At 65.5% G+C, this 18924-nt stretch carries 15 protein-coding genes; 8 read left to right on the forward strand and 7 right to left on the reverse strand.

Annotated features, from left to right (window positions below; all coding sequences use genetic code 11):
• Positions 1-11: 11 nt before the first annotated feature.
• Positions 12-3332 (reverse strand): adenylate/guanylate cyclase domain-containing protein, encoded by a 3321-nt coding sequence (locus tag A7X65_RS20460; RefSeq protein WP_063688063.1) that lies wholly within the window; start codon positions 3330-3332, stop codon positions 12-14.
• A gap of 306 nt (positions 3333-3638) precedes the next feature.
• Between A7X65_RS20460 and A7X65_RS20465 the strand changes: the two genes are divergently transcribed.
• Positions 3639-4901, forward strand: coding sequence for an MFS transporter (locus A7X65_RS20465; protein ID WP_063688064.1), 1263 nt, complete (start codon positions 3639-3641; stop codon positions 4899-4901).
• A gap of 92 nt (positions 4902-4993) precedes the next feature.
• Here A7X65_RS20465 and A7X65_RS20470 read toward each other — a convergent pair whose 3' ends face one another.
• On the reverse strand, positions 4994-5668 hold the full coding sequence (locus tag A7X65_RS20470; protein ID WP_063688065.1) for a Crp/Fnr family transcriptional regulator: 675 nt from the start codon (positions 5666-5668) through the stop codon (positions 4994-4996).
• A 336-nt stretch (positions 5669-6004) separates the two neighbouring features.
• Here A7X65_RS20470 and A7X65_RS20475 point away from each other — a divergent pair, with 336 nt between their 5' ends.
• Together A7X65_RS20475 and A7X65_RS20480 are read left to right on the forward strand one after the other, a co-directional pair.
• Complete coding sequence (locus tag A7X65_RS20475; RefSeq protein ID WP_063690633.1) at positions 6005-6826, forward strand: ABC transporter ATP-binding protein; 822 nt, start codon at positions 6005-6007, stop codon at positions 6824-6826.
• Positions 6823-8754, forward strand: coding sequence for a long-chain fatty acid--CoA ligase (locus A7X65_RS20480; RefSeq protein WP_063688066.1), 1932 nt, complete (start codon positions 6823-6825; stop codon positions 8752-8754). The genes A7X65_RS20475 and A7X65_RS20480 overlap by 4 nt, the downstream gene beginning before the upstream one ends.
• A gap of 68 nt (positions 8755-8822) precedes the next feature.
• Here the strand turns inward: A7X65_RS20480 and A7X65_RS20485 are convergent, their stop codons facing one another.
• Positions 8823-9188, reverse strand: a complete 366-nt coding sequence (locus A7X65_RS20485; RefSeq protein WP_063688068.1) for an endonuclease domain-containing protein — start codon at positions 9186-9188, stop codon at positions 8823-8825.
• Between the two features lie 86 nt (positions 9189-9274).
• On the opposite strand from A7X65_RS20485, the gene A7X65_RS20490 reads away from it, so the two are divergent.
• From A7X65_RS20490 to A7X65_RS20505, 4 genes are all read left to right on the forward strand, one after another.
• Positions 9275-10168 carry a branched-chain amino acid ABC transporter permease gene (locus A7X65_RS20490; protein WP_063688070.1) on the forward strand — a complete coding sequence of 298 codons (894 nt, stop codon included), beginning with the start codon at positions 9275-9277 and terminating at the stop codon, positions 10166-10168.
• 3 nt (positions 10169-10171) lie between these two features.
• A complete protein-coding gene (locus A7X65_RS20495) occupies positions 10172-11245 on the forward strand; it encodes a branched-chain amino acid ABC transporter permease (RefSeq protein ID WP_063688072.1) in 1074 nt (357 codons plus the stop codon).
• Between the two features lie 43 nt (positions 11246-11288).
• Positions 11289-12572 carry an ABC transporter substrate-binding protein gene (locus A7X65_RS20500; protein WP_063688074.1) on the forward strand — a complete coding sequence of 428 codons (1284 nt, stop codon included), beginning with the start codon at positions 11289-11291 and terminating at the stop codon, positions 12570-12572.
• 152 nt (positions 12573-12724) lie between these two features.
• Positions 12725-13564: an ABC transporter ATP-binding protein gene (locus A7X65_RS20505; protein WP_063688076.1), complete on the forward strand. Its 840-nt coding sequence runs from the start codon at positions 12725-12727 to the stop codon at positions 13562-13564.
• Positions 13565-13629: 65 nt separating this feature from the next.
• On the opposite strand, the gene A7X65_RS20510 is transcribed toward A7X65_RS20505, so the two are convergent.
• Positions 13630-14781, reverse strand: coding sequence for an AGE family epimerase/isomerase (locus A7X65_RS20510; protein WP_063688079.1), 1152 nt, complete (start codon positions 14779-14781; stop codon positions 13630-13632).
• An 86-nt stretch (positions 14782-14867) separates the two neighbouring features.
• On the opposite strand from A7X65_RS20510, the gene A7X65_RS20515 reads away from it, so the two are divergent.
• Entirely contained in the window at positions 14868-16091 is a 1224-nt protein-coding gene (locus A7X65_RS20515) for a phenylacetate--CoA ligase family protein (protein ID WP_063688081.1), read from the forward strand.
• Here the strand turns inward: A7X65_RS20515 and A7X65_RS20520 are convergent.
• Genes A7X65_RS20520 through A7X65_RS20530 form a run of 3 tightly spaced genes read right to left on the reverse strand, consistent with a single transcriptional unit; the run spans position 16088 to position 18724 of the window.
• Positions 16088-17185 carry a DegT/DnrJ/EryC1/StrS family aminotransferase gene (locus A7X65_RS20520; protein ID WP_063688083.1) on the reverse strand — a complete coding sequence of 366 codons (1098 nt, stop codon included), beginning with the start codon at positions 17183-17185 and terminating at the stop codon, positions 16088-16090. The two genes, A7X65_RS20515 and A7X65_RS20520, sit on opposite strands and share 4 nt — an antisense overlap.
• 25 nt (positions 17186-17210) lie before the next feature.
• Positions 17211-17666: an acyltransferase gene (locus A7X65_RS20525; RefSeq protein ID WP_063688085.1), complete on the reverse strand. Its 456-nt coding sequence runs from the start codon at positions 17664-17666 to the stop codon at positions 17211-17213.
• Positions 17663-18724 carry a Gfo/Idh/MocA family protein gene (locus A7X65_RS20530; RefSeq protein WP_063688087.1) on the reverse strand — a complete coding sequence of 354 codons (1062 nt, stop codon included), beginning with the start codon at positions 18722-18724 and terminating at the stop codon, positions 17663-17665. The genes A7X65_RS20525 and A7X65_RS20530 overlap by 4 nt, the downstream gene beginning before the upstream one ends.
• Positions 18725-18924 lie beyond the last annotated feature (200 nt).

Below are 18924 nucleotides of genomic sequence, written 5' to 3' on the forward strand. Positions count from 1 at the left end.
CCTCACATTGGCTAGTCAAGAAATGGCAGTACGATCAGCCCTGCGGGATCGAGGTCGTGCCGGGCGCAGACATCATGGGCCAGCGCGAAATACCGCTCGGCCTCGGGCATGTCGCCTCGATCAAGGTTCAGTGTCGCAAGACCATCATAACACGGAAACAGCTGCTGCGGCTCACCGGTCTCGGTCGCGACCTCGATGGCCTCGTCGTAGCAGCGCGCTGCGAGGTCAGGACGGAAGTGGCATTGATGGATCTGCCCGAGCACGATCAGGGGCACCGGAAGATGCTCGCGCTGATCGAGCGCGCGATCGATCTCGATCGCCTTCTCGGCGGCCGGCACCCCCTCGTCGGTACATCTGTCCGTGAAGGTGCAGCAGGCGACGGCAAAATTGGCCAGCAGGCGAGCCTGGAAGCCGAGGTCGCCGATACGATGCGCGACATCGAGCCCGCGTCTGCAAACCTCCATCGCTTTCGCCGGGTCGACGATCGTGTAGAGCACGCCAAGATTCGTGTAGCCGCGACATGCCACGTTGAGGAGGCCGGCGGCTTCGGCTGCCGCGACACTTTGCTCCACCTCGCGCACCGCCTCCTGGTGTCGCCCAAGCCGCGCCAGCGCAACACCCTTGGTGTTGAGCGCCTCCGCAATGGCGCGCGCCGCTTCGCTCCCGGCCTGCTCGTCCGCGTTCGCCGGCGCGGACCGCGCGAAGCCGAGCGCCTCGTCTGCCCACCTCGCGGCGGCGACGTGATCCCCCACACGAAACGCGAGACGGCCGCGCTCCTGCAGGAGGTGCGCCCACTCGATCGGCGCGTCGGTCCCGCCAAGCCGCTCGGCCGCCTCGGCATGATACGTCTCCGCGCTGGTGCGCTTGCCGGCGTCCCACAACAAGTGGCCGAGCTTGCGAAGAATTCGTGCTTCGCCGATCCGATCCCCGTCCGTGCGATGCTCCTCGAGGGCGCGTCGGTAGTGCTCCTCGGCCGTGCTTCGGCGGCCGGCCACGCGACAGAGGTCCGCGATCCGCTCATAGAGGACCAGGCGTTCCCCGTCCCGTTCGCCGCCGGCGAGCAGCACGGCGAGAGACTGCTGATAGAAGCGGATGGCATCGTCGTTGGCATAGCTCGCGCGTGCGCGATCACCGGCCGCGCGCAGATAGCGCGCGCCTTTCGGCTTGCTTGCGCTGAGACTGAAATGGTGTCCAAGCAGGACGAGATCTTCGAGCCGCTCGGGCTCGTTGCCATAGAGCCGCTCCAGCGCGGCGCCGATCCGACCGTGGAGTTCGATCCGGCGCTGCAGAAGCAGGTTCTGATAGATCACGTCCTGCAGCATGGTCTGCGTGAAGCGGTAGGTCCGCAGCGAAATCGAGTTCGAGCCGGCGACCTCCTCGACGATCTCGGCGTCGCACAGAAGTTCGAGCCCCGGCTCGACCCTTGCCGGCTCAGTTGCCGCCGCGCCGAGAATGGCCGCATCGAAGCGCGGGCCAATCACCGCGGCTTCCTGGGCCAGGCGCCTCACCTGATGCGGCAACCGATCCAGACGCGCCAGCAACAACGCCTGAATGCTTGCCGGAATATCGGCGGCGGCTTCGTCCGACGTCATGCGCCACTGCGCGCCGTCGCGCACGAGGGCGCCGGCTTCGATGAGGCCGCGGATGATCTCCTCGAGGAAAAGCGGATTGCCGCCGGCGCGATCGAGGATACGGCTGAACAATTGTCCCGGCGGTTCACGCAGGCCGTGACTGAAATACGCCGCGAGCAGCCTTTGTCCGTCAGCGTCGCCAAGCGGAGGCAGCCGAAGAGTGGTGTGACTGATCCGGCTCGAACCAAACTGGTCCAGCTCCAGCATCGGCCGATGTGTGAACAGCAGCATCAGCCGCGACCGCTCCAGCCGGTCCGTCAGGAACCGCAAGGCTTCGAGCGACACCGCATCGGCCCAATGCAGATCCTCGACGATGATCAGCAGCGGCGACAACGCGAGCCGGCGTTCGAAGACGGTGCGGATCGCGAAGAAAATCTGCCGACGAAGCTGTTCGGGCTCGACGTGCCTGAGCACGGCGTCGCGGTCGCCGTGGCCAAGAACATGCAGATAGAGAGGCATCAGGCGATCGGCCTCGTCAGTCGCAAGGCCAAGTTCCGACAGCGCTTCGGCAACCTTCGCCTCCGCCTCTGCGGCGCCGGCCTTCTGTGCGATGCCATAGGCGCTGCGCAGCACCGCGGCGAGTGTGCCGTAGGATTGCTCGCCGAGCGGCGAGCAGACCGCCTGCCGGATCGCCACCCCCGCGAAGCGATCCTCCTCGCCGATGCGGGCAACGAATTCGCTCACCAGGCGCGTCTTCCCGATGCCGGCCTCGCCGACCAGCCGCACCAGTTGAGCCGCGCCGCCGCAAGCGCGATCAAGGCTGCCGACCACGCGCGCAAGCTCGGCGTCACGTCCGATCAGCGGCGCATCGAGGCCCAGCGTGTCGAGGCCTCGTGCCGCACGGGGCGTCTCGAGCGGTCCCGTCAGTCGGTGGACCAGAACGCTGCCCATCTTGCCCTTGAGCGAGACTTCGCCAAGCGAATCATAGGCGAACGCATGCCGCGTCAGACGGTAGGTCATCGGTCCGACCAGCACCTCGCCCGGAGACGCCATCGACTGCAGCCGCTGGGCGGTATTCACTGTGTCGCCGGTCACCGAATAGGATTTGGCAACGCCGACGCCCAGCCCGCCTGCAACGACGTGTCCGGTGTTGATGCCGACATGGAGCAGCAGCGGCGAACCGGCATAGGCCTTCGCGCGCTCGCTAAGTCGCGCCGTCCGCACCATCATGTCGAGGGCAGCGCGGACCGCCCGCTCCGGGTCGTCCTCGTGCGCGGCTGGCGCACCAAACAGTGCGAGCAGCGCATCGCCGATGAATTTGTCCACAAAGCCGCCAAAGCCCTGCACCGCGGCCGTCAGCTCCGCGAACAATTCGTTCTGAAGCGTCTGCATGACCTCGGGGTCGAGCCGCTCGCTCATCGCAGTGAAGCCGCTGAGGTCGGCAAACAGCACGGTGATGGTGCGGCGGTTCGCTTCGCTATCGATTTTGTCCGACGGCGGTCGAAATACGTGTTGAGCCTCGGGCGTGGGCACGAGCGGTGGCGAAGAGATGGCCGATGGGACTGTCGTCGCCGTCCGCACCGCTGCCTGCCCGCCGCCCTTGGGGGCCGCAGCGACGAGAGTGCCGCATTTCGGGCAATACGCGAAGTCAGGCGCGCATGGAAAGCCGCAGCCAGGGCACGCGCTCGGCTGCTTCGTGCCGCACTGCGGGCAGAAGGCAAAGCCGCTCTGAACCTCGAAACCGCAACCCGAGCAGTTCATGGCCCAAAACCTCGCGGAAGCCGCGATGGCGCTATCGGCTGGGCCCGACCTCGGGGGCCCACGATGCGGACCAGAATGGGCTCGACGCACCGGAAGAGCAAGCGGCCGCGACTGCTCTACCCCTTCGAGCGGATATGCTGCGGGTGCGCTGGCGGATCGAAAGCCGGCCGCAGCGCGAAGTGATTCGTCGGCAAGCATGGCGGCATGCCGTAGCGTCAATTGACTCGCGCGTCGCCGGTACTACGCTCGCGAACAGAAGAACGAAGAATAAGGGCAGGGAATCGCCGTGAAACCCGTCATCGCATCTTGAGCACAACCGTACGGCCATCCGCACTCGCGCCATTCCGCATCCGCAACTATCGCTTCCAGTGGCCCTCCGACCTGCTCACCTCCTGGGCCTTCGAGGTCGAGACGCTGGTGCTCGGCTGGTACATCCTGGTCGAGACCGGCTCGGTGCTGCTGCTGACCGTTCTCGCCTCGCTGCAATATCTGGGAACGCTGATTGCACCCGTGCTCGGGATGGTGGGCGACCGCATGGGTCACCGCGATCTCCTCGTCGTGCTGCGCCTCACCTATACGGTGCTGGCCGCGACCATCATGGTGCTGGCGCTGACGGGGCACCTGGCCCCGCTCAACGTCATGATCATCGTGACGATCATGGGCCTGATCCGCTCCTCCGATCTCGGCCTTCGCAGCGCGTTGCTCGCCGACATCATGCCGGCCGCGCAGCTCGTCGGCGCGATCAGCCTGTCACGCACGACTCAGGATAGCGCCCGCATTGCCGGAGCGCTGACGGGAGCCGGCCTCTTCGCCGTGCTCGGCATTGGATTCGTCTATGCGGCGGTCGCCAGCCTCTATTTGGTGGCAGCAATTCTCATGTCCTGCCTGACCCGGCCGGAAAGATCCGTTGTCACGACCGATCTGCCGGCGAACAGCCGCGCCGTTTCAAAACTGCTCGACGAGCTGAAGGAAGGCATCGTCTACGCCTGGAATGGCCCTGGAATGGGTGCTGCACTGTGCGTGGCTTTCCTCGCCAACCTGACCGCATTTCCCTTCACTGGCGGACTGTTGCCTTACATCGCGCGGGAGATCTTTCACACCGACCAGACCGGTCTCGGCTATCTCTCGGCGAGCTTCGCCGTCGGTTCGCTGATCGGCTCCATCACGCTCAGCCTAGTCGGCGGATTGCGGATTGCCCGGCTGCTGATCGGCGCGACGCTGGCCTGGTACACCATGCTGCTGGTGTTCGTGGAGATCAGGACCATGCCGGTGGCGATGGCCTGCCTCGTTCTCGCCGGCATCGCGCAGAGCATGTCGATGATCTCGGCGGCCGTGATCCTAATGCGCACGGCGAGCGCGCATCTGCGCGGCCGCGTGATGGGCGTGCGCATGATGGTGATCTACGGCCTGCCGCTCGGATTGCTCGCGGCCGGCAGCCTGATCGACATCATCGGCTATTCCGCGACCGGCTCGCTCTACGCTGCCGCCGGCTTCATCGCGATGCTGGCAATCGCGATCCGCTGGCGCGCCGACCTCTGGCCGCTGCACGCCCCCGCCAACGCGCGCTAGAGCTCTGTTCCGATCAATCGGAACAGAGCTCTGGGTTCTTGTTTGACGCGTTTTCTCGACGCGAACCGGTATCCACTTCGCGTGAAAACGCTCTAGTCACCGTAGCCGCGCAGCCGCTCGACATCGAGGATGGTGACGCCGCCATATTCGAGCCGCAGCAGCCCCTCCTTCTCCAGCCGGTTCAGCGCGCGGTTGGCATTCTGGCGCGACATGCCGGACAGCGCGCCGATCTCCTCCTGGGTGATCTCCAGATGCGCGGTCGATTCCGGATAGAGGATCGGGTTGAACAGCGAGGCGATGCTGCGGGCGAGGCGCGAGGTGGCATCGAGCGTGCGGTTGACCTCGAGCATGCCGATGAACTGGCCGAGCCGCTCGTTGAGCTGGCGCACCAGGAAGCGGTTGAAGCCGACGCTGTTCTCGAACAGCCACATGAAGGCGCTGCGCTCCATCAGCGCGACGCGGCTGTTGCGCAGGGCGACCACGTCGTAGCGGCGCGGCTCGTTCTTGAGCACGCTGCCCTCGCCGAACCAGGCGCCGGCCGTCAGGCCGGCCAGGCTCGTCTCCTTGCCGTCGCGCGACACCCCGCCCATCCGGGCAAGGCCGAAGACCATTCCCGCCCAATAGTCGAAGGTATCGCCGCGCATGAACACGGTCTCGCCGGTGCCGTAGGACCGCTCCGTGATCCCGGCGCGCGCGACCTCGATCTCCGCTTGCGTGAGCTCGCGTGACCAGGCGGCAATGCGCTTCAGTTGATCCTCTGAAATCATGATCCCGAAGTCAGCCGCACCGTATCGTCACTCCGCTCCATGCTGCATCGCAGCATCATTATTCCCGCCGCCATCCGACGAAAGATGAAGACCGCCTCGGTCCGAAAAACTTTGTCGCAGAATTGTCAGGCCGGAGACATTTCAAAATAGCGCTTTCCCTTATTGAGAGCCACCTCGGGTGATGCGGCTTTTGATCCCAAACGGGAACGAAAGTGGCGCGGGTCCGGTCGGGACCATCTGCTGCATGGTCTGTCCGGCACGGCCGTACTAGGATCGCCCGCGAGCAACGGACGAAGAGCGCCGCAGAATGCGCCATCACCGGGAGGGATTTGTTTGGTGGCTACCAGTCTCGAAGTGCGCGGCGTGTCCCTGCGATTCGGCGGCGTCCGTGCGCTGACCGATGTCAGCTTCGCCATCAAGGAGGGCGAGCTGTTCTCGATCATCGGCCCCAACGGTGCCGGCAAGACCTCGATCGTGAACTGTATTTCCGGTCGCTACAAACCGACCGAAGGCCAGCTGTTCTACGGCGACCGCGACATCACCGGCCTGACGCCGAACGCCCGCGCCTCGCTCGGCATCGGCCGCACCTTCCAGAATCTGGCGCTGTTCCACCACATGAGCGTGCTCGACAACATCATGGTCGGCCGCCATCACCTCCTGAAGAACAACTTCCTCACGGGATCGCTGTACTGGCTCACCGGCGCGCGCAAGGAAGAGCTCGCGCACCGCCGCAAGGTCGAGGAGATCATCGACTTCCTCGACCTGCAGTCGGTGCGCAAGGCGACCGCCGGCACCCTCTCCTACGGCCTGCGCAAGCGCGTCGAGCTCGCCCGCGCCATGGCGCTGGAGCCCCGCCTCATCCTCCTCGATGAGCCGATGGCCGGCATGAACTTCGAGGAGAAGGAGGACATGGCCCGCTACATCGTCGATCTCAACGAGGAGTTCGGGATGACCGTCGTGATGATCGAGCACGACATGGGCGTGGTGATGGACATCTCCCACCGCGTCATGGTGCTGGATTTCGGCCGCAAGATCGCCGAGGGCGATCCGGGCGCGGTGCTCGCCGATCCCCACGTCAGGCGCGCCTATCTTGGCGAGGAAGACGAGGTGCTGGTCGATCCCGACGATGCTCCGCCGGCGCAGGAGAGCGCGGCATGATGGATTATGCGGGCCGCGTCGCGCAGGCCGACACCTATCCCAAGATGCTCCGCCTGAACGCGAAAGAGCACGGCAACGAGATCGCGCTGCGCGAGAAGGATCTCGGCCTCTGGCGCATCTTCACCTGGAACGACTACCAGACCCGCGTGCGCGACTTCGCGCTCGGCCTGATCGAGCTCGGCCTCGGACGCAACGATGTCATCGGCATCATCGGCGACAACCGGCCGGACTGGGTTGCGGCGGAAGTGGCGACGCATGCGATCGGTGGCCTCAGCCTCGGGCTCTATCGCGACGTGCTCGATGAAGAAGCCGCCTACCTTCTTACCTATGGCGAGGCACAGCTCGTCTTTGCCGAGGACGAGGAGCAGGTCGACAAGCTGCTGGCGCTGGCCGAACGCGTGCCGAAGCTAAAGCACATCATCTATTCCGACCCGCGCGGCATGCGGAAATATGACGACCCGCGCCTGATGTCGGCGGAGAAATTTGCCGAACTCGGCCGCGCCCGCGCGACGCGCGAGCCGCAGCTTTACGACAAGCTGGTCGACGCGACCAAGGGCGAGGACGTCGCGATCCTCTGCACCACGTCGGGCACCACCTCGCACCCGAAACTGGCGATGCTTGCCGCCGGCCGCGTGCTGGGCCATTGCGCGACCTATCTCGCCTTCGATCCCAAGGGACCCGATGACGAATACGTCTCGGTGCTGCCGCTGCCGTGGATCATGGAACAGGTCTATGTGCTGGGCAAAGGTCTGCTCTGCCGGATGAAGATCAACTTCGTCGAAGAGCCCGACACGATGATGAACGATCTGCGCGAGATCGCGCCGACCTTCGTGCTCTTTGCCCCGCGGGTCTGGGAGTCGATCGCCGCCGACGTCCGCGCCAAGGTGATGGACGCAACGCCCTTCAAGCAGCGCCTGTTCGACATCGGCATGAAATCGGGCCTCGCCGCGCTCGACCAGGGCGAGCGCTCCGGCTTTGCCGACGCCATCCTGTTCCGCGCGCTGCGCGATCGCCTCGGCTTCACCCGCCTGCGCTCGGCCGCCACCGGCGGCGCCGCTCTCGGCCCCGACACCTTCAAGTTCTTCCAGGCCATGGGCGTGCCGCTGCGCACGCTCTACGGCCAGACCGAGTTGCTGGGGGCCTACACGCTGCATCCCGAAGGCAAGGTCGACCCTGACACGACCGGCGTGCCGATGGCCGACAGCGTCGAGATCCGCATCGACAACGCCGACGTCCACGGCGTCGGCGAGATCGTGGTCCGGCATCCCAACATGTTCCTGGGGTACTACAAGAACCCGGAGGCGAGCGTTGCCGACATCAAGGACGGCTGGATGCTCTCGGGCGATGCCGGCTATTTCAACGCCAACCAGCAGCTCGTCGTCATCGACCGCATCAAGGACCTCGCCGAGACCTCGCGCGGCGAACGCTTCTCGCCGCAATTCATCGAGAACAAGCTGAAATTCTCGCCCTATATCGCGGAGGCCGTGGTGCTCGGCGCCGGCCGCGATGCGCTCGCGGCGATGATCTGCATCCGCTACTCCATCATCTCGAAATGGGCGGAGAAGAACCGCCTCTCCTTCACCACCTACAGCGATCTCGCCTCACGGCCCGAGGTCTACAAGCTGCTGCAGAAGGAGGTCGAGACCGTCAACGCCACGCTGCCGCCGGCCCAGCGCATCTCGCGCTTCCTCCTGCTCTACAAGGAGCTCGATGCCGACGACGGCGAGCTCACCCGCACGCGAAAGGTGCGACGCGGCGTCATCAACGAGAAGTACGAAGGGATCATCGACGCCATCTACCGCGGCGATGCCGACATCCCCGTCGACACCGTGATCCGCTTCCAAGACGGCACCACGCAGCGCGTGCGAACGACGCTGCGCGTGGTCGATCTCGGCGGACATGGGCACATGGCGGAGGCCGCGGAGTGAGGCACTCCATCGCCGCGCGCGCTGCTGCCCTTCGCCTCTCCCCGCTTGCGGGGAGAGGCCGGAGCGCGTCAGCGATCCGGGTGAGGGGGAGTCTCCGCGAGGGCGGTGAAAATCGTTTCGAGAACGCCGACCAGATTGCTCGAAACGTCGTTGTTCCAGAACCGCAGGATCCGATAGTTCCGATCGGTCAACCATTTGTCGCGCACGACATCACGCAAACTGTTCGCATGTTGACCGCCGTCTACTTCAATGATCAGCCGAGCCTCGCGGCAGATAAAGTCGACGGTGTACGGGCCGATCGGCTCCTGCCGAACGAATTTGTAGCCACTCAGCCTGCGGGCACGCAGGCGATACCAGAGTTTTCCTTCAGCATCGGTCAACGCCGCTCGCAAATGCCTAGCGCGCTCGGTCTTGGATTCATCAGCACCTCGCATGCGGAGACTCCCCCTCACCCGCCGCGCGTTCCGCGCGTCGGCCTCTCCCCGCAAGCGGCGAGAGGCGAAGATAACACGGAACCGACATGAACACCGCCTTCCTCATCCAGCTCCTGGTCAACGGCCTCGTGGTCGGCACGCTCTATGGCGTGGTCGCGATGTCGTTCGTGCTGATCTACAAGGCGACGCAGGTCGTCAACTTCGCGCAAGGTGAGCTGCTGCTGGTCGGCGCCTGGGTGTGCTGGGCACTGCTCGCCAAATACCAGGTGCCATTCTGGATCGGCATGCCGATGACCCTGGTGTTCATGTTCGTGTTCGGCATCGCGGTGCAGGTGCTGATCCTGCGGCCGATGATCGGCGAGCCCATTATTTCGGTCATCATGGTGACGATCGGCCTGTCGACCGTGCTCCAGGCCACGCTGAAATGGATGTTCGGCGTCAATCCGCAGCCGTTCCCCCGCGTGTTCGAGAGCCAGTCGGTGGGCCTGTTCGGCCTTCAGATCCAGACTGTCTACGTGATGAGCCTCGTCGTCTCGGTCGCGATGATGGTCGGCATGGCCTGGTTCTTCCGCGCCTCCAAATACGGCCTTGCGATGCGCGCCACCGCGTTCAACCAGCAGGTGGCGCAGTCGCTCGGCATTTCCGTCAAGAGCGTGTTCGCGATGGCCTGGGCGATCTCGGCGACGGTGTCGGCGGTCGCGGGCGTCGTCGTCGCCGTCGTCAACGGCGTCTCCTCGGGCCTTGCCGCCTACGGCATCAAGGTGTTCCCGGCCGCGATCCTCGGCGGGCTCGATTCCGTCGGCGGCGCCGTGCTCGGCGGCATCATCATCGGGCTGCTCGAGAACGTCGCCCAATATGTCGACAGCGAATATCTGCACTGGGGCAATCTCTACGAGATCGCGCCGTTCTACGTCCTCATCATCGTGCTGATGATCAAGCCCTACGGCTTGTTCGGCACCCACGACATCGAGCGGATCTGACCCATGGCCGGCCCTGCCCTCATCCCTGCTGGTGATTTCCGCACCTCCTACGCGGCCGACACCACGATCTTCCCGACCACCACCAGCCGCAACTTCGCGATCGCAGGCGTGCTGCTCCTCTGCCTCGCGCCGCAATTCTTCAGTGGCTACTGGCTCAGCATCCTGATCCAGATCGGCATCTTCTCGATCGCCGCGCTCGGGCTGAACATCCTGGTCGGCTTCACCGGCCAGATCTCGATCGGGCACGCCGCCTTCTTCCTGCTCGGCGCCTTCACCTCGGCCTACATCTCCAACAACGCGCCGATCCCCGTGTTCTTCGCGATCCCGCTCGCAGGGCTCGTGACCGCGCTGGTCGGGCTGATCTTCGGCATCCCGGCCGCGCGGCTGAAGGGCCTCTATCTCGTCATCGCGACGCTGGCCGCGCAGTACATCCTGCTCGACTTCTTCTCCCGCGCCGAATGGTTCTCCGGCGGCTCGGTGCCGGCGAGCGCAAACCCGTTCTCGATCTTCGGCTACACGCTGCGCGGCGACAAACAATATTTCTACGTCGTGCTGGCCTATGTGCTGGCGAGCTTCATCCTGGTCACCAATCTGATGCGCACGCGCGACGGCCGTGCGCTGGTGGCGATCCGCGACCATTATCTCTCCGCGGAGATCATGGGCATCAACCTCACCAAATACCGCACGCTGTCGTTCGGCCTCGCCGCCTTCTTCGCCGGCATCGCCGGTGCGCTCTATGCGCACTACCAGCTCGTGGTCTCCCAGGAAGGTTTCGGGATCGAGCGATCGATCCTGTTCCTGGCCATGATCATCATCGGCGGCACCGGCTCGATCATGGGCACGCTGATGGGCACCGCCTTCGTGGTGCTGCTGCCCGAGGGCATGGAGTTCATCAGCCACTATCTCAAGGGCGGCGCGGTCGACAAGGCTTTGTCGCTCAACACCAACATCACCTTCCTGCGCGAGATCGCGATCGGGGTGATCATCATCGCGTTCCTGATGTTCGAGCCCGACGGGCTCGCGCATCGCTGGCGGCAGATCAAGGCATACTGGAAACTCTATCCGTTCTCGCACTGAGCGCGGCAATCTCACTTAAACAATAAACAGGAGGAACCGACCCATGACGATAAAGTCCCTTTTGAGCACCGCATCGCTCGCTTTCGTGATCGCCGCATTCTCGGCCGGCGCACAGGCGCAGATCGCGATCGGTCATCTCGCCGATTATTCCGGCGGCACCTCCGACGTCGGCACCCCCTACGGCCAGGCCGTCGCCGACACCTTTGCGTGGGTCAACAAGAACGGCGGCGTCGGCGGCAAGCAGCTCAACGTCGACACCAACGACTACGGCTACCAGGTGCCGCGCGCGATCGCGCTGTACAAGAAGTGGTCGGCGCCGGACGGCAAGGTCGCGGCGATCATGGGCTGGGGCACGGCCGATACGGAAGCACTGACCGGCTTCCTCGCCCAGGACAAGATCCCCGATCTCTCCGGCTCCTACGCCGCCGCGCTGACCGATCCCGAAGGCGTCAGCGGCAAGGCCAAGCCCGCGCCTTACAATTTCTTCTATGGCCCGAGCTATTCGGACTCGCTGCGCGCGATGCTGATCTGGGCGGCCGAGGACTGGAAGGCCAAGGGCAAGTCCGGCAAGCCGAAATTCGTCCACATGGGCGCGAACCACCCCTATCCGAACGCGCCGAAGGCCGCCGGCGAGGCCATGGCGCAGGAGCTCGGCTTCGAGGTGTTGCCGCCGCTGGTGTTCGCACTCACGCCGGGTGACTACAGCGCGCAGTGCCTCAGCCTGAAGTCCTCGGGCGCCAACTACGCCTATCTCGGCAACACCGCGGCCTCCAACATCTCGGTGATGAAGGCCTGCAAGACCGCCGGCGTCGAGATCCAGTTCCTCGGCAACGTCTGGGGCATGGACGAGAACGCCGCCAAGACCGCAGGCGATGCCGCCAACGGCGTGATCTTCCCGCTGCGCACCGCGGTGAGCTGGGGCGGCGATGCGCCCGGCATAAAGACCGTGATGGAGATCTCCAAGATCTCCGACCCGAGCGGCAAGGTCTATCGCCCCGTGCACTACATCGCGGCAGTCTGCTCGGCGCTGTACATGAAGGAGGCGCTCGACTGGGCCGCCAAGAACGGCGGCGCCACCGGCGAGAACGTCGCCAAGGGCTTCTACCAGAAGAAGGACTGGGTGCCGGCCGGCATGGAGGGCGTCTGCAATCCCTCGACCTGGACCGACAAGGACCACCGCGGCACGCTGAAGGTCGATCTCTACCGCACCAAGGTGTCGGGCGCGACCGACGGCGACCTCAACGACCTCATGGCCAAGGGCACGATCAAGCTCGAGAAGGTCAAGACCGTCGAGCTGCCGCGCAAGGCGGAACTGCTGGGCTGGTAACCGCAACTTCAGGCGTGATGGCCGGGCAAAAGAGTGAAGCGCGTCTTCGCACAGATGTCCCGGCCATCCACGCCTGACCGCTCGGCACGAAGAACGTGGATGCCCGGGACGAGCCCGGGCATGACGAAAGCAGTAGATTGGCGGCATACCCAATGACCGAAATCATCGAAGCATCCCGCTCCGCGCCAAGCGCCGTGCCCGCGCCGCCCCTGCTCGCCGTGCGCAACATCGAGGTCGTCTATGACGACGTCATCCTTGTGCTGCGCGGCCTCAGCCTCGACGTGCCCAAGGGTGCGATCGTGGCGCTGCTGGGCGCGAACGGCGCCGGCAAGTCGACGACGCTGAAGGCGATCTCGGGACTTCTGAAGACCGAGGACGGCGAGGTCACGCGCGGCGAGATCCTGTTCGAGGGCGAGCGCATCAACGGCATCGATCCCGACAAGATCGTCCGCCGCGGCATCTTCCAGGTCATGGAGGGCCGCCGCATCGTCGCCGACATGACGTCGCTGGAGAACCTCAAGCTCGGCGCCTTCACCCGCAGGGACCGCGAGGTCGATGCCGACCTCGACATGGTCTTCAATTATTTCCCGCGCCTGAAGGAGCGCACCGGGCTCGCCGGCTATCTCTCCGGCGGCGAGCAGCAGATGCTCGCGATCGGCCGCGCGCTGATGGCGCGCCCGAAGATGATCCTGATGGACGAGCCGTCGATGGGCCTGTCGCCGCTGCTGGTGAAGGAGGTGTTCTCCATCATCCAGAAGATCAACCGCGATCTCGGCGTCACCATCCTGCTGGTCGAGCAGAACGCCCGCGCCGCGTTGTCGGTGGCAAGCCACGGCTACATCATGGAGCAGGGCAAGGTCGTGCTCGACGGCACCGCCGACGACTTGCGCGACAATGAGGACGTCAAGGAGTTCTACCTCGGCGGCGCCGGCGACCAGCGCAAGAGTTTCAAGAACCTCAAGAGCTTCAAGCGGCGCAAGCGGTGGCTCTGACAAAGCGTTTTCGAGCGAAGTGGGAACCGGTTCGCGTGAAGAAAACGCGTCAAAACAAAAGAGCCTTACTCGAGCACCTGCTCCGCTTCCGTGACTGCGCAGAGAACATGATAGAACGACGACGCAGGAATGGTGTCGACCAGCGATTTGCCGTCGCGATCGAACTGGTCGTACCAGCCGCCCTTGACGGGATGGCTGAGATAATTCCGTTCGAGGCGCACCAGCGCCGCACGCGCCTTGTCCGCCGCGCCCGCCTCGCCGGATTCGGCCTGCGCGATCCACGCCTTTGCGATCTCCGTCTGCGGCCACAGCCGGCGCGTGCTGCGCCGAATGTTGCCGCTCGCATCGCCCTCGTCGATCAGGCAGCCGGTCGCCTCGTCGCAATAGCGCAGCGCGGTCGCCAGCAGTTCGCTGCGCCGCTGCCCGGTCGGGCAGCCCGTGATGCGCTCAAAACCCTTCAGCAGCCAGACCCATTCCGCCTGATGGCCCGGCTCGACGCTGACCGGCTCGATCTTCGACCAGTCCTCCTCGAAATACTCGGACAGGACGTGCTTCTGCTTGTCGTAGAGATTGGCCAGGAACAGCGCGAAGAACTCGCCGGCGCGGTTCTGGAACGACAGATCGTGGGTCGCGTCGAAGCACGCGATCATCGCCTCGAACAGATGCATGTGCGGGTTCTGCCGGCGCGGCAGCGAGACCGGCAGGCCCTCGTGGACGCCGCCATGCGGCGAGCGGAGATGGCCGTCGAGGAAGCCGAGCAGCGCGTCGATCTCGGCGCGCACCTGCGCGTCCTTGTCGAGCCCGTAGACGGTCGCGAGCGCAAACAGGATGAAGGCGTGGTCGTAGGCATCGCGCCTTCCGTCCAGCACCGCGCCCTCCGGCGTCAGGCGGTGCACATAGCCGGGCTTGCCGTCCGGCGATTTGGCCTTCGCCAAGAGATGCTCCAGCCCCTTCAGCGCGATGGCGCGGCCCTCGGGGTACCAGCCCATCTGCGCCGCCTTGGCGTAGCACCAGATCTGGCGCGCCTGCACGAACACGCGCCGCGGCGCGGCGGCATCCGCCGTGCCGTCGCGGTGCAGCCGGTCGATGAAGCCGCCCGCGGCATCGTCCCAGCCGACGGTCGACCACAGCGGCATCGCGTCGTCGATCATGCGGCGTTTCAGGCGCGCGACGACGTCGGCCGTCTCCTCCGCCGCCATGACCGGTTCCTCCGCCATCTCGCTCTCTCCACGTCCCGACAATGGCCGTCTGATACCCATGCCGGCGGCGGCGTGCAACGGATGCCAACCCGGAAAGATCAGCCATGACCGCCCATTACGATGCCCTCGAGACGCGCGAGCAAGCTGCGCGCGAGGCCGAGCTGTTTTCGCGCCTTCCGGGCGTGCTGCGCAGCGCGATGACGGCGCCGGCCTACGCCGAACGGCTCAAAGGCGTGGATCCGGCCGCCGTGACGACGCGCGCGGCGCTGGCGCAGCTCCCGGTGCTGCGCAAGTCGGAACTGCCGGCCCTGCACAAGGCTTCCGCGCCGTTCGGCGGCTTCGTGACGGCGGCCCCGGGCTCGTTCGCGCGCCTTTTCACCTCCCCCGGGCCGATCTTCGAGCCGGAGGGACGCCAGGCTGATCCGTGGCGTGGCGCGCGGGCGCTGTTCGCGGCCGGGTTCCGCGAGCGCGACATCGTGCTCAACACCTTCAGCTACCATCTCACGCCCGGCGGTTTCATCTTCGACTCCTCGGCGCGCGCGCTCGGCTGCGCGGTGATCCCCGCAGGTCCCGGGAATGCCGAGCAGCAATTCGAGCTGATCGAAGCCTACCGCCCGGTCGGCTACAGCGGCACGCCGGACTTTTTGAAGATCCTGCTCGATGGCGCCGCGACCACAGGCCGCGACGTCTCCTCGATCAAGCGCGCGCTGGTCTCGGGCGCAGCCTTCCCGCCCTCGCTCCAGGCCGAGATCAAGGCGCACGGAATCGACGCCTACCAGGCCTTCGGCACCGCCGATCTCGGCATCATCGCCTTCGAGACCGAGGCCCGTGACGGCATGGTCGTGAACGAGGACCTGATCATGGAGATCGTCAGGCCCGGCACCGGCGATCCCGTGGCGCCGGGCGATGTCGGCGAGATCGTCGTCACCTCGCTCGATCCGCATCATCCCTGGATCCGGCTCGCGCTCGGCGATCTCACCGCCGCCCTGCCCGGCACCAGCCCCTGCGGCCGCACCAACATGCGGATCAAGGGCTGGATGGGCCGCGCCGACCAGACCACCAAGGTCAAGGGCATGTTCGTCCGTCCCGAGCAGGTCGCCGAGATCGGCAAGCGCCATCCCGCGCTCGGGCGCCTGCGTCTGGTCGTCACGCGTCAGGGCGAGGCCGACACAATGACGCTGAGGGCGGAAACCGCCACTGCCAGCGAGACGCTGCGCGAGGAGATCGCGGGCACATTGCGGGCGGTGACGAAGCTCGGCGGCGCGGTCGAGCTGCTCTGCCCCGGCGCACTGCCGAACGACGGCAAGGTGATCGCGGACGAGCGCTAGAACTTCCGGACAAGGTCGATCACCTCGTCCAGCTGCGGACGCGTGATCTCGGCAAACATCGGCAGCGACAAGATCTGCGTCTGGTCGCGATATGCGTTCGGAAACTGCTCCATGCGGTAGCCGAGCCGCTGGTAGGCGGCCAGAAACGGCAGCGCAACGGGATAGTTGATCGCGGTCTGCACACCATTGGCCTTGAGATGGGCGGCCAACGCGTCACGGCGCGGATGGCGGATCGTATAGAGATGGTAGACGTGACTGCGCCGGGGCGCGACCGCGGGCACGATGACGTCCTCGATCTGGCCGAGCCCTGCGTCGTAGACCTTCGCGGCGGCCTGTCGTGCCTCTGTCCAGGCCGCCAGATGCGGCAGCTTCGCCGACAGGATGGCCGCCTGCAGGCCATCGAGCCGGCTGTTGATGCCTTCGATCTGGTGCTGGTGCTTCACGAGCCCGCCATGGCGTGCCAGCATCGTCATGTGCTCGGCGAGTGCGCCGTCATTGGTGACCACCGCGCCGGCATCGCCCATCGCACCGAGATTCTTGCCCGGATAGAACGAATAGGTCGCGGCCGCGCCGAACGTACCCACCATCTGCCCGTTGTAGCGCGCCAGATGCGCCTGGGCGCAATCCTCGATCACCCACAATCCATGCTTGGCCGCGATCGCCATGATCGCGTCCATGTCGGCCGGCTGGCCGTAGAGATGAACCGGAATGATGCCAACCGTGCGCGGGGTGATCGCGGCCTCGATCGCCGCCGGGTCGATCGTGAAGGTCGCGGCCTCGGTGTCGCAAAACACGACCGAAGCCCCGGCATGGGTGATCATCGCCGCCGTCGAAATCCACGAATGCGCCGTCGTGATCACCTCGTCGCCCGGCTTCACCTTCAGCGCCTTCATGGCCAGATAGAGCGCGTCCGTCCCGTTGGCACAGGACACGCAATGCTTCACCTCGGCAGCCTCGGCGAATTCCCGTTCGAAGGCATCGACATAGCTGCCGCGAATGAAGGCGCTGTCCGCGATCACGCCCGCGATTGCGGCATCGATCTCGCGCTTGATGGTCTGATGCTGCAGATGCAGGTCGGCAAAAGGCACGGCCATCGATCGAATTCCCTCAACTACCCGTCTACAGCCGGCGCGCCGGATTGCCGGCATAGGTGCCTGCCGTCGTGATGTCCTTGGTCACCACGGAGCCCGCGCCGATCACGACGTCGTCGGCGATCTTCACCGGCAGGATGGTGGCGTTCGAGCCGATCGACACCCGATTGCCGATCACCGTCTCGCGCCACAGTTCCTTGCGGCCCCGCGCCGGGCCGCCCGTCGAAAACGTATCGTTGATGAACATCACGCCGTGGCCGATGAAGCAGTCGTCACCGATCGTCACGAGTTCGCAGACGAACGCATGCGACTGCACGCGGGTGCGCGCGCCGATCACCACGCCCTTCTGGATCTCGGTGAACGGACCGACGAAACAATCGTCGCCGATCGTGCAGCCGTAGAGATTGCAGGGCTCGACGACCTTGACGCCGGCACCGAACACGACATCGCGAATGGCGGCCTGATGAATCTCCGGCTTGTTCACGTGGTGACACCCAGGCGGCTCAGCCGCGGTGTAAAGCGCAGCGGCACCTCCGCGCCGGTCTCGATCGATTCATAGAGGGCGGAGATCAGCTCCAGGCTCTTGCGGCCCTCGAGGCCGTCGACCAGCGCGGCGCGCTGGTTCTCCAGGCAGTCGACCACATGGTGATAATAGGCCTGGTGGCCGAAGCCATAGACGTTGGGCGGATTGACCGAGAATTTCTCGATCACGTCCTTGTCGGACGGCAACTCGTCGACGAAGCGCCAATGCCGGATCTGATTGACCGCGAAGCCGGAGATTTCCACTGTGCCCTTTTCGCCGAGCACCGAGAGCGATCCCTCGAGATCGGTCGGCCGCGCCGCCGTGGTGGCCTCGACGATTCCAAGCGCGCCGTTGCGAAACTTCAACGTCGCGACCGCAGTGTCCTCGGTCTCGATCTTCGCCAGCGCCGTCATCCCTCGCGCATGCACGCTGACGACATCGCCGAAGAACCATTCCAGCATGTCGATGTGATGGCTCGCCTGGTTGGTGAGCACGCCGCCGTCATAGGCCCAGGTGCCGCGCCAGGAATCCTGGTCGTAATAGGCCTGGTCGCGGCACCAGCGCACACGCACGGTGCCCAGGATCAGCTTGCCGAAACGGCCGGCGTCGAGCGCCTCGCGCGCCTTGACGACAGGAACATTGAAGCGGTTCTGCTTGACGATGAACATCTTCACGCCCGCCTCGTCGCAGGCACGGATCATCTCGTCGGCATCCTGCAGCCGGAGCGCCATCGGCTTCTCGACGACGACATGCTTGCCGGCCTTGGCGCAGGCAATGACGTGCGCCGGATGCAGGCCGCTCGGCGTCAGCACCGCGACCGCATCGATGTCCTTGCGGGCCAGGAAGTCGTCCATGTCGTAGTGCGCCGGCACGCCGAATTTTCCGGCAATGGCATCGGCGCGCGCGCGGATGGGATCGCAGACCGCAACGAGGCTCGCACCTTCGATGTGGTTGCCGCCCAACAGGTCGGAGTGGCGTTTGGCAATCCGCCCGCAGCCGAGCAGCCCAAATCTAATCATACAGAGCCTTCATCATACCGGTAAACGCCGGTGGTCGCAGACGGGACCGGCCGAGGCAAGGCCGACCGTCCGAAGTGGCAGGCTCGTCAAATACAGGCAAAGCCGACGGCAAGGCAAGGCGAGCGGCCAACCGGGTCGATCGGCCCCCGCAGCGCCCGTGGCGCAGCCATCCGGGGCAGGATTGCGCGAGCGGACTGCCA

Origin of the sequence: Bradyrhizobium stylosanthis, assembly GCF_001641335.1 — a bacterium.
In the GTDB taxonomy this organism is placed as follows: domain Bacteria; phylum Pseudomonadota; class Alphaproteobacteria; order Rhizobiales; family Xanthobacteraceae; genus Bradyrhizobium; species Bradyrhizobium stylosanthis.